The 11,837-nt window shown below is 47.9% G+C and carries 10 protein-coding genes; 1 reads left to right on the top strand and 9 read right to left on the bottom strand.

Annotation, left to right across the window (positions count from 1 at the left end):
- Window positions 1-69 precede the first annotated feature (69 nt).
- The 8 genes from ABIN22_RS03555 to ABIN22_RS03520 are packed head-to-tail and all read right to left on the bottom strand — an operon-like array spanning window position 70 to window position 9,379.
- Window positions 70-735 carry an acyltransferase gene (locus ABIN22_RS03555; protein ID WP_109729128.1) on the bottom strand — a complete coding sequence of 222 codons (666 nt, stop codon included), beginning with the start codon at window positions 733-735 and terminating at the stop codon, window positions 70-72.
- Between the two features lie 12 nt (window positions 736-747).
- Window positions 748-1,746 (bottom strand): D-2-hydroxyacid dehydrogenase, encoded by a 999-nt coding sequence (locus ABIN22_RS03550; RefSeq protein ID WP_346906606.1) that lies wholly within the window; start codon window positions 1,744-1,746, stop codon window positions 748-750.
- Between the two features lie 16 nt (window positions 1,747-1,762).
- Window positions 1,763-3,889, bottom strand: coding sequence for a DNA topoisomerase (locus ABIN22_RS03545; protein ID WP_346906604.1), 2,127 nt, complete (start codon window positions 3,887-3,889; stop codon window positions 1,763-1,765).
- A 27-nt stretch (window positions 3,890-3,916) separates the two neighbouring features.
- Window positions 3,917-4,966: an aldose epimerase family protein gene (locus ABIN22_RS03540; protein ID WP_346906602.1), complete on the bottom strand. Its 1,050-nt coding sequence runs from the start codon at window positions 4,964-4,966 to the stop codon at window positions 3,917-3,919.
- A 24-nt stretch (window positions 4,967-4,990) separates the two neighbouring features.
- Window positions 4,991-7,099, bottom strand: a complete 2,109-nt coding sequence (ppk1, locus tag ABIN22_RS03535; protein WP_346906600.1) for a polyphosphate kinase 1 — start codon at window positions 7,097-7,099, stop codon at window positions 4,991-4,993.
- A complete protein-coding gene (locus ABIN22_RS03530) occupies window positions 7,092-8,099 on the bottom strand; it encodes a GNAT family N-acetyltransferase (protein ID WP_346906598.1) in 1,008 nt (335 codons plus the stop codon). The genes ppk1 and ABIN22_RS03530 overlap by 8 nt, the downstream gene beginning before the upstream one ends.
- 3 nt (window positions 8,100-8,102) lie before the next feature.
- A complete protein-coding gene (locus ABIN22_RS03525; RefSeq protein WP_109729122.1) occupies window positions 8,103-8,507 on the bottom strand; it encodes a secondary thiamine-phosphate synthase enzyme YjbQ in 405 nt (134 codons plus the stop codon).
- Window positions 8,508-8,521: 14 nt separating this feature from the next.
- Complete coding sequence (locus ABIN22_RS03520) at window positions 8,522-9,379, bottom strand: patatin-like phospholipase family protein (protein ID WP_109729121.1); 858 nt, start codon at window positions 9,377-9,379, stop codon at window positions 8,522-8,524.
- A 316-nt stretch (window positions 9,380-9,695) separates the two neighbouring features.
- Between ABIN22_RS03520 and ABIN22_RS03515 the strand changes: the two genes are divergently transcribed.
- Window positions 9,696-11,330 (top strand): ABC-F family ATP-binding cassette domain-containing protein, encoded by a 1,635-nt coding sequence (locus ABIN22_RS03515; RefSeq protein WP_109729120.1) that lies wholly within the window; start codon window positions 9,696-9,698, stop codon window positions 11,328-11,330.
- Window positions 11,331-11,419: 89 nt separating this feature from the next.
- Here the strand turns inward: ABIN22_RS03515 and ABIN22_RS03510 are convergent, their stop codons facing one another.
- Window positions 11,420-11,653, bottom strand: a complete 234-nt coding sequence (locus ABIN22_RS03510) for a hypothetical protein (RefSeq protein WP_118621325.1) — start codon at window positions 11,651-11,653, stop codon at window positions 11,420-11,422.
- Between the last annotated feature and the right edge of the window lie 184 nt (window positions 11,654-11,837).

Raw genomic sequence — 11,837 nt, 5'->3', positions numbered from 1 at the left:
CCCGCATTTCCCCCCGCATAAGGAACCCCCGCATCCCCGCGGCCGGTTTTAATTGACGCGTCCCGCATTCTAAACTTTTTCTACAACTTCACCTTGTTTTTTGTAGATGCTCCCTGACGGGACATATCCTCTGACTGAGGACAGTGGGTAGATGTTTGTATGGCTGCCTACTACGGTTCCGGGGTTTAAGACACTTCCACACCCTACTTCCACTTCGTCGCCGAGCATGGCACCGAATTTCTTCATTCCTGTTTCGATCTTTCCTTCCGGAGTCTTTACAACGACAAGCTTTTTGTCGGATTTCACATTGGAGGTGATGGAACCCGCACCCATATGGGACTTGTAGCCGAGAATGGAATCTCCTACGTAGTTGTAATGTGGAACCTGAACTTTATTAAACAGGATTACATTTTTCAGTTCTGTAGAGTTTCCGACGACTGCACCTTCCCCGACAATCGCGTTACCCCTGATAAATGCACAGTGTCTTACCTCTGCATCCTTTCCAATGATGGCAGGACCATTGATAAATGCGGTAGGTGCAACCTTTGCTGTTTTGGCGATCCATACATTTTCACCTCGTTTTTCGTACTCTTCTTTGCTTAAAGAGGCACCGAGTTCCAGAATGAAACTGCTGATCTTCGGGAGTACCTCCCAAGGATAAGTCACTCCCTCGAAAATATCTTTTGCGATTGTTTCATCAAGTGTGTAGAGTTCTTTTACTGTCAATGCTGTCATGTTCTGCTCCTCCTAATCGTTGTCTTCCGGTCCACAGAATTTTCTGTAACCGGTCTGAAAGTCTACTTCATTTTCTATCTTACAGCCTGTTAAAACTGCTTTTAAATTTTCTGCGGCAATCTCTACTACTGTCTCCAGTATCTGCTGCATGTGGTAATTCCCGGACACATGCGGCGTAATCAATAGATTCGGAGCATCCCACAGGGGTGAATCTTTCGGAAGCGGCTCCTGCTCAGCCACATCAATCGCTGCGCCGCCCAGTTTCCCGCTTCGCAGTGCATTTACCAGATCTTCTGTCGGGATCAGGCTCCCCCTCCCTACGTTAAGCAGGAGCGCCCCGTCCTTCATCCGGTCTATACGCTCCCTGTTCAGAAGATGTTCCGTCTCGGGGGTTCCCGGAAGGGAGCATGCCACGATATCGGCCCTGCCAAGCAGGTGATCCAGTTCATCCATTTGATGCAGTTCATCCAGATAGTCCGGCCTCTTTGCCCGGTTCCTGCGCACACCAATCACATGGCTTCCCAGCGCATGCATCTTTCTGGCAAACTGGCCGCCGATATCGCCCAGCCCGATAACCAGAGTCACAGAGTTCATGATGGAATTCACTTTCCCTTCATCCTTCCACTCATGTGATTCCATGTTCTTATAGTACCGGTCCAGTTTCTTCATCAGCATCAGTACGGCACCGAGCATATACTCCGATATAGCCAGGCCATATGCGCCTGTTGCATTGGCAAGCTGTGCCCCTGCCGGCATGATGCCGGGCACAATATACGGTGCTGCACCCGCACTGTCCAGCTGCATAAGCTTTAAATTACGGGCAGACTTCAGATACTCCGGCTTTACATTGCCCAGAATAAACTCTGACCGTTCAACCATCTCCTGTGTCACATCCTTCTGTGAAACGTAGGTAAAATGAAATTCATCACTGCCTGCCGCTTCAGATGCCGCATGCTCCAGATATATTTTATGCTGCGGTTCTGCCGGAATTGTCACTAATATTTCTCTCATGCCAAGCCCTCCCAGACTATTTCACACTCTGTTTCGTATCCTGTTTCTTATCAGAAATCTTTTTAGCAGCCTTCGCCCTGCCGGCACCCGGTTTCGTATCAGTTTCCTTCTTATAAAACTGTGCCGCCCGGTCATAACAGCCTCTCAGCTGATACTGGTTGTTAAGCCCCTTCACCCCATTCGTCCGGCTGATAATAAAATGATCCAGCTTCTTCATGTATTCATCCGGGGTAATCTCCCCGTCGGCCACATAATTCAGCCCTTTTTCCCAGCTGGCCGTCAGTTCCGGGTTTAACAGAGATTTAATCGAATTCTCCACAACATCAAAAATCATTTCCCCCTGAAGCGTCGGCGTGATAATCTGCGTCTTTTTATTCAATGCAAGGTACTTGATGTTGATCAGCTTTTTCAGGATTTCCGCCCGCGTCGCACTCGTACCGATGCCACTTCCCTTGATCTGGGCCCTGAGTTCTTCGTCTTCGATCAGCTGCCCTGCATTTTCCATCGCCAGAATAATCGAGCCAGAATTATACCTCTTCGGCGGAGACGTCTCGCCCTCCTTGATGTCCAAAGCCTTCACTGGAAGTATGGCCCCCTTTTTCAGGCTTTTGATCACCTCGAAGAAACTGGTATCCAGATCCTGCCCCTGTTCATCCGGTGCATCATTACTTCCCGCATCCGAACCGGCCTCCCCGTTTCCGGCAGTGGAATTATTCCTTTTTGCCTGAGGGGAGCCTGCCACTTTCAGGTAACCCTCCTCCGCCAGTACTTTAAAACTGGAGAAAAAGCATTCTTCTTTGATCTTTGTTGTGACAGATACCTTCTGGTAGACAGCCGGCGGATAAAAAATACTTAAAAAACGCCGGACAATGCAGTCGTACACTTTTTTTGCCGTTGCAGGGACAGCATTCAGGGCACTAAGCCCCTGCCCTGTCGGAATGATGGCATAGTGGTCCGTGATCTGCTTGTCATTGACATATCTCGTCTTTGCCAGACCCTTGTGGCTTCCGAACCCCAGAATATCTTTCAGGTATGGCGCAGCCATCGGATATTTGGACAATCCGTTTAAGTTTCTGCTGATTTCTTTCGCTACGGCGGTTGAAAGCACTCTGGCGTCTGTTCTGGGATATGTAACCAGCTTTTTCTCATACAGCTCCTGCACGATACGCAGCGTCTCATCCGGACTGATCTTGAATCGTTTGGAACAGTCATTCTGAAGCTCCGCAAGATTATAAAGGAGCGGTGGATTCTTCTTCTCCGTCTTCTTCTCCATCGAAACAATCTGGCAGGTAACCGGCTGGGGCTCCTTCAGATAATCAACCAGTTCCTCTGCTTTTTCTCTCTTCTTAAACCCATTCTCCTTGTACAGATCAAAAGACTCAAAATAACGGGACCCTTTGACGGCCCTCCATTCTCCTTCAAATGTCCGGCCCTGTGCTTCAATGGTGCTTAAGACACGGTAAAACGGAGTCTTTACAAATTCCCGGATTTCTCTTTCCCTGCGCACAATCATTCCCAGTACGCAGGTCATGACACGCCCCACCGAAATCACCGCATACTTTGTATGCAGGTAGTTTGAGATGCTGTTTCCGTATTTCAGGGTCAGGAGGCGGGAAAAATTGATCCCCATAAGATAATCCTCTTTTGCCCTCAGATAAGCGGATGCGCTTAAGTTATCGTACTCCGATAAATCTTTCGCCTCCCGGATTCCGCGCAGGATTTCTTCCTCTGTCTGGGAATCAATCCATACTCTTCTTCTCTGTTTCCCCTCCACATGGGCTTCCTGCTCCACGAGCCGGTAAATATATTCCCCCTCGCGTCCGGAGTCCGTGCACACGTATATCTTGTCCACATCATCCCTTGTCAGGAGGCCGCTCACGATCTGGAACTGCTTTGCCACCGCCGGAATCACCTCGTACTTGAAATTTTCCGGGATAAACGGAAGGGTGTCCAGACTCCAGCGCTTCAGCGCAGGGTCATACACCTCCGGGTAACTCATTGTGACCAGATGCCCTACACACCAGGTCACGATGGCCTCATCAGATTCCAGATAACCGTCTTTTCGTCTTGTATTTAATTTTAATGCTTTCGCGAATTCCTGAGCCACACTCGGCTTCTCCGCAATATATACTGATTTCCCCATAAATAATTATACTGCCTGCTTTTCTCTTTATAGTGTACCAAACCGGTATTCTGTAACGGTTTTATATGCTTCCCCGCTTTTGCATACCGGGCCTGCAAAATGATCGTGATGGATGGCATCCGGGAAGTACTGTGTCTCGAAGCAGACTGCAGCGCGCTTCTGATAAATACTGCCGTTCTTGCCCGGTTCGTCCGTCAGGAAATTGGCTGTGTAAACCTGCATTCCGGGCAGGTCCGTCCACACTTCCATGACAATGCCACTCTCATCATATGCAGCTTCCGCTACTTTAGCAAATTTCCCGTCATTTTTCAATACCCAGTTGTGGTCATAGCCGCCTCCAAGACGGGTCGCTTCATAATCCGCATCAATCCTTTCACCGATTTGCGCTGAAGTTCTGAAGTCCATCGGGGTGCCTGTTACTTCTACCAGTTCCCCTGTCGGGATCGACTCTGCATCCGCCCTTGTGAAATAATCTGCATCAATGGTCATACAATGGTTCAAGATAGTCCCGCTGTCATGCCCGCCAAGGTTAAAATAACTGTGATTTGTCATGTTGATGATCGTATCCTGATCCGGAACGGCGTAGTATTTCATGCGCAGTACATTGTCTTCTGCCAGCTCATAAGTCACATGCATATCGAGTGAGCCCGGGTAGCCCTGGTCCATGTCCGGGCTGTGGAGTACAAACGTAATGGAATGCTCTGTCTCTTCCTCTACTTCCCAGAAACGCTTGTTGTAATAATCCGTACCGCTGTGGAGGTTATTTTTCCCATTGTCATTCTTCTCGAGCTCATAGGCTACACCGTTGATTTCGAATGAAGCACCGCCGATCCTGTTTGCATTTCTTCCGACCGGCGCCCCAAAGGATGCCCCGCCTTTCTCATACCCTTTCGTGTCATCATATCCGAGTACGACATCCAGAAGATTCCCATTTTTGTCCGGCACATATACGCTTACCAGTGCCGCCCCGAAATCTGTTACTGTGATCTTCATACCGTTCTTGTTTTCCAGAGTAAACAAGTACCCCATTTTTCCGTCCTTTGCTGTTCCAAATTCTCTTTTTTCTAAACTGCTCATTTTTTCTTCCTCCTGTCTTAAATTTTATGAATGTCTGAAGAAACTTCTCAGCCGTTTCAGCAGAGAAGGCTTTTCCACCGTCGGCTGCGGGCGTTTTGCCTGCAGTGCTTCTTTCATGAATATCTCCTGCGCGTTAACCGTCTTTTCCCCAACACTCTTTTTCTGGTACGTCCCGTCGTCCTGCATAACCCTCGCCTTAACATTGTCAGCCAGCATCACATTCAGGCTGCGGGCGAGTCTCTTCTTGATCGACTCGTCGTAGATCGGACAGGCCACCTCGACTCTTTTTTCGGTATTTCTTGTCATCATGTCGGCCGAACCGATGTATACCTTCTGTTCCGCCCCCTGTCCGAACAAAAATACTCTCGGATGTTCCAAATAACGTCCGACGATGCTGGTGACAGTAAGATTGTCCGTCTCCCCTGGAATTCCCGGCAGGATACAGCAGATTCCGCGTACAATCAGGTCAATCCGCACGCCGGCTTTGGACGCCTCCGCAACCTTGGTAATGAAATCCATGTCTGTCACAGAATTCATTTTCATGATAATTCTTCCGTCTGATCCTTTTTTGATTTCCTCGTCCATCAGCATGAGCACCTTCGGCTTCAGGCTGGTGGGCGATACGATCAAATGCTGGTAAGCCCCGTCCAGATTACCGATCGACATGTTTTTAAAGAATACGGCGGCATCCTCCCCGATCGACTGGTTCGACGTCATCAGCGAAAAGTCTGTGTACATCTTTGCCGTCTTTTCGTTATAATTACCTGTCCCGATCTGCGTGATATATTTAATTTCATTCTTATTCCTATATGTGATCAGGCAGATCTTGGAGTGCACCTTGTAGCCTTCGAAACCATAGATTACCCGGCAGCCGGCCTCCTCCATGCGCTCCGACCAGTCGATATTGTTCTGCTCGTCAAACCTTGCACGCAGTTCGATCAGTACCGTGACCTCTTTTCCGTTTTCCGCCGCGGCACAGAGATATTCTACCAGCCTTGTCTTTTTTGCGAGACGGTAAATCGTAATCTTAATCGTCATGACGCTGGGGTCCGCAGCGGCTTCCTTGATCATCTGCAGGAAGGGCTCCATACTCTCATAGGGATAGGAAAGAAGGATATCACGTCTTTTGACCTGTGCCATGACACTGCCCTCCATGACAGAAGGCGAAGCCTGCGGCGTAAATGGTTCATCTACGAGGGAGCGCCTCATGGAAACCGGAACTTTTTCGGCGATCGCAAACATGAATTCCAGTTTCATCGGCATTTTGGTGCGGAAAATGCATTCCGGGGTGATGTTAAACTTATCACAGAAGTACTTCTCCATCTCTTTCGTGAGCGGATTCGCCACCTCCAGCCTGACCACGGCCATCCGCCTGCGCTTATGCAGCGTTTCCTGCATAATATTGCGGAAATCTTCACTGTCGGCATAGGCCTCATCATCCGGGGATACATCGGCGTTGCGCGTCACACAGATATAGTTTCTGCCAGAAACCTGATACTGTTCAAAAACAATGTCCAGATACTCCATCAATACCTTTTCCATGCGGATATAACGGATGTCATGTCCCGGCAGGTAAAGGATGTCCGAGATGAACTGCGGCACCGGAACAATCCCCATCATGCTCTTATTCTCAAGCCTCAGGTCCGCCACCACATAGATCTCTTTATTAAGCAGATGCGGGAACGGGTGGTTCACATCCACGATCTGCGGGGAAAGCACCGGCAGTACCTGGTCCTTAAAGTATTTCTTTACATATTTCCGCTCCTGTGGCTCCAGTTCCTTAAAATCGAGCCCGCATACGCCGTACGGATGCAGCTGCTTCTTAATATCCGCATAAGTCTTGTCTCTCTCTTTATACAGCGGCGCTACTGCCGCATAGATCGCATCCAGCTGTTCCTGCGGTGTCATGCCGCACTTCGAGTCCACGCTCTTATTATTCACAGAAGCCATATCATACAGGCTTCCTACACGAATCATGAAAAATTCATCCAGATTACTTGTGAAGATAGCTACGAACTTCATCCTTTCCAGAAGCGGAACGCTCTCATCCTTTGCCTCCTCAAGCACCCTCTGATTAAAACGCAGCCAGGAAAGCTCTCTGTTCTGTGTATAACTCAATGTCTTTTTATTCATGGTCTCCCCTCACTTTTTTCATAAAAATATCTGTCCCGTTATTCTCGTAAATATGAAATCCGTACTTCTCGTAAAGTCCTGCTTTATCTTCCGTATGGAGCATCCCATAGAGGCCCTCAAGTTCCCCGTCGCCGGTTATGTAATCCAGAAGCAACCGCCCGAGGCCCTGCCCCCGGTAAGCCTCATCTACAATCACATCCGCCAGATAGTATGTCGTCGTATAATCTGTCAGAACCCGCGCATAGCCGACCTGGTAGTCATTCCGGTCATAAACACCATAGCATCTGGAGTTCTCCATCGCCTTTTGGCACTGACCGAGCGTCCGGTCCCCTGCCCACGATGTCTGCTCCATCAGCTCTTTAATCCTGCTAACCTGCAGTTTCTTCTTGTCCGTACTCACATAAAAAACTTCTCCGTCTGCCTCACTGGCACCTTCCGGCGCTTCACGCATGATCTTTTCTTTCGAATCCTGCCTTAACCGTTCCCGCAGCATTTTTGTGTAAGCAAATGCTTCGGACTGCTCATTGCCATACGTCATCTGGAGGTCATATTCCAGAGGGAGCCAGCTCTCAATTGGCGCCTCATTATGCTGAAGCAGCGCCTCCATCTTGTCTAAGGCCGCAAAGAGTCTTGCTTCGGGGGTCTTCTTTACCCTGACTTCGGAAAGCAGGCCCTCCAGTTCCTCTTTCTCCGCTCCGTCCAGCAGGCCGGTAAGCTGCCGCAAAGCCTCCTCTTCACGAAGTTCTTCCCGTTCCCCTTTATGAAATACGGCGAAATCCCCGGTGAGCGCTTCCCCGATATCATGGAACATACACAGCTCTATGACACGCTCCATCCTGACCTCAGGGATTTCGTGGCGGAGCATCCATGCAAATACACACAATCTCCAGGAATGCTCAGCCACACTTTCCTGTCTGCCGCCGGAGGTCCAGGAATGCCTCGTATTGCACTTGAGCTTCTCCACCGCATCCAAAAATGCAATCAAATTGTCTGTCTTCATCCGCTATCCTTCCATGATCTTCACAAAAAATGTACGGTTCCTCGGCCCATCAAACTCACAAAAATACAGGTCCTGCCAGATTCCAAACAGAATCTCCCCATCATGCAGGATCAGCGTCTGGGACGGCCCTGTCACTGTTGTCTTCATATGTGCGTGGGAATTGCCCTCCGCATGCCGGTAAAATGGGGCTTCTGTTGGAAATACTTCCTCGAACCCGAGAAGCATATCATGCACAACATCCGGATCTGCATTCTCATTTATTGTAAATCCTGCCGTTGTGTGGGGAGAGAATACAACAACGATTCCCTCCATGATGCCGCTCTTTTTGATGTCCTCCCTTACCATATTTGTCACTTTCGTCATCTGCTGTGCGCTTTTTGTTGAAATGTGATGCTCATAAAGATTCATCCTTCATACCTCCTTTACTTTTCCAGATATTCCAGCAACCTGCCATATTCCTGTTCCATCAGCTCATATCCGTGGTTGTAAAAAGCAGTCAGTGTCTCCTTGTTCCGCTCCAGTCTCGCCACCGGCTTCACAAGCGGGCGGAGTACAAATATGGATCCTTCCCTCTCCAGTGCCTCAAGCTGGTTCATGGTCCTGTTATAATAAAAACTTCTTGTGAGAATCGATTTTACCAGTTTTGGGTAGGAGCGGTATGCCTTCCGGTATACTTCTGCCATCCCCTTTGACACTGTCTTCTTCCTGTATCCCGTATTCCTTGTAAGAAATATGACAATCTTTTCATTACCCTTTTTCAGCGCCCTCGCAAGTGGTACGCTGTCGGAGAGCCCGCCGTCCAAATATGGCACCTCGTCAATATTGACGATCGGTGTGACAAGCGGCATGCTGGAAGATGCGCGGCATATCTTCATCAGCCTTTCCCTGCTCTTCTTCTCATTAAAATATTCCGCCTTTCCCGTCAGACAGTTCGTCGCCACAATCTCACATTCGATCTCTGATGCAAGATAAGTATCATAATCAAATGGAATCAGTTGATTCGGAAATACATCAAAGATCAGATCCATATTCATCAGGCTCTTTTCCTTTACAAATTTGCGGAAGCCGTAATAATAGTTGCCGCTCTTATCCGTCGGTATCATACAGTCTCTTGTCCTGCCCGGCTGCCTTGACACATAGTCCACTGCATTGCAGGCCCCGGCCGAAACACCAATCACGTGTGACATATATAAATCCTTTTCCATCAGGTAATCCAGTGCCCCTGATGTGAAAACACCTCTTGTAGCGCCGCCTTCCAGTACTAATGTAGCTTTCTGCATTTTTTTGCCTCCTCGCTTTTCTTTTCCCATTATATAACGATTTTCTTTATTCGAAAACAACAACTTTGTTAATTTTCCCGAAAACCTATGGAAACCTTGCTATTTCCATGCTTCTCATGTTAATATAATCGTTGTAGCCAAAATTCCCACAGCAGGCTGCGGGGTATTTAATCCCCCCCGTCAGCTTCCGGGCCTGTAAGCCCGATCCGGACCTCCCGGGGCGCGGGAAAACAGCGGAAAATATACGTGCTGCCTCCATATGCCGGTAAGCTGGCCTTGTGCAGTACACGAACACGATTTAAAGGAGATTACAAACATGATCAGTGCAAATAATGTGACATTGCGCGTTGGAAAAAAAGCGCTGTTTGAAGATGTGAACATTAAATTCACAGAAGGGAACTGTTACGGAATGATCGGCGCAAACGGAGCCGGAAAGTCTACATTCTTAAAGATTCTGTCCGGACAGCTTGAGCCGACAAAAGGGGATATCGTCATTACTCCCGGCGAGCGACTCTCCTTCCTGCAGCAGGACCACTACAAATACGATGACTGTCTCGTACTGGACACCGTCATCATGGGAAACGCCCGCCTTTATGAAATCATGAAGGAAAAAGAAGTAATCTATGCAAAGGAAGACTTCACAGAGGAGGACGGTATTAAGGCAAGTGAGCTCGAAGGCGAATTTGCCACCATGAACGGCTGGGAAGCAGAATCCGATGCTGCCACCCTTTTGAACGGGCTTGGAATTGACACAGACCTTCATTATAAATACCTGAGGGACTTAACCGGTGCCGAAAAAGTCAAGGTCCTGCTTGCCCAGGCATTATTCGGGAATCCGGATATTCTGCTGCTGGACGAGCCTACCAACCATTTGGATCTGGATGCGATCGCATGGCTGGAAGAATTCCTCATTAATTTTGAAAATACAGTCATCGTCGTATCCCATGACCGTTACTTCCTAAACAAGGTATGTACACAGATCGCTGATATCGATTACGGCAAGATCCAGCTCTATGCCGGTAACTATGATTTCTGGTATGAATCCAGCCAGCTGCTGATCCGCCAGATGAAAGAAGCAAACAAGAAGAAGGAAGAAAAGATCAAAGAGCTTCAGGAATTCATTTCCCGGTTCAGTGCCAACGCTTCCAAATCCAAACAGGCAACTTCCAGAAAGAAAGCCTTGGAAAAGATTGAACTGGACGAGATCAAACCTTCCAGCAGAAAGTACCCTTACATCGACTTCCGTCCGAACCGTGAAATCGGTAACGAGGTTCTCACTGTAGAAGGGCTCTCCAAGACAATCGATGGAGAAAAGATTCTGGACAACATTACCTTCACTCTCGGGCACGACGATAAAGTAGCCTTTGTCGGAAGCAACGAGCTTGCAAAAACAGTACTGTTTAAAATACTCATCGGCGAGATGGAGCCGGATGCCGGAACTTATAAATGGGGAATTACAACCACACAGGCATACTTCCCGAAAGACTTCGGTGGGGAATTTGACAATGACTACACGATCACCGAATGGCTGACCCAGTATTCCGAAAATAAAGACGCGACCTATGTCCGCGGATTCCTCGGAAGAATGCTCTTTGCCGGTGAAGACGGTGTGAAGCGTCTGAAAGTGCTTTCCGGAGGAGAGAAGGTGCGCTGCCTGCTTTCCAAAATGATGATCTCTGGTGCAAACGTACTGCTTCTGGATGAACCTACTAATCATCTGGATATGGAATCAATCACCGCACTGAATAACGGAATGATCAAGTTTCCGGGAGTACTCCTCTTCACCTCACGCGACCATCAGATTGTACAGACAACGGCTAACCGTATTATGGAAATCGTGCCTGGCGGTAAACTGATTGATAAGATTACCACTTACGATGAATATCTTGAAAGCGATGAAATGGCTAGAAAGAGATATACTTATACAGTGGAAACCGAAGACGAAGATTAATCGAATTTCGCAACAGGACCAAAAAGGCCCTACCAGAAAAGACTTCATGTCTCTGGTATGGCCTTTTTTTATCACTTTCTTTACGTCTGTTATAACGCTCTAAGCAGCGTTTTCTTGCCCTCCTCAGGGTTCAGAATCTGTGTCTTCATCCCGGTTAAGTAATCCAGCACATCGGACCATTCTCCGACAGCATATGCTGTACTGTCTATACTTTCGATAGCGCCGATCAAAGAATTGCGAAACTCATCTTTTCTCAAATCAGATATATAATTCGCACCTACCCGATGTGTCAGAACCTCTAACAGTCCCTCTTCTCTTGACATAACTTATTCCTCCTTATGGTACTGCGGATTAAAGCAGACTTTGGTCAACAAATACATTCCTGTACTTTTTAGCTAAAAAAAGATAGTCCTTAGATAGGAAATAAATAACATTTCCATAAAAAATTATAATCTGCCATATATAAATTAATCTTAACAATAATGCAGAATAAAGTCTACCTTTTTC

This window comes from Faecalicatena orotica, assembly GCF_905197545.1.
Taxonomy (GTDB): domain Bacteria; phylum Bacillota; class Clostridia; order Lachnospirales; family Lachnospiraceae; genus Faecalicatena_A; species Faecalicatena_A orotica.
Note: the sequence above shows the minus strand (reverse complement) of the source record. Positions and strands in the feature narration are given on the sequence as shown.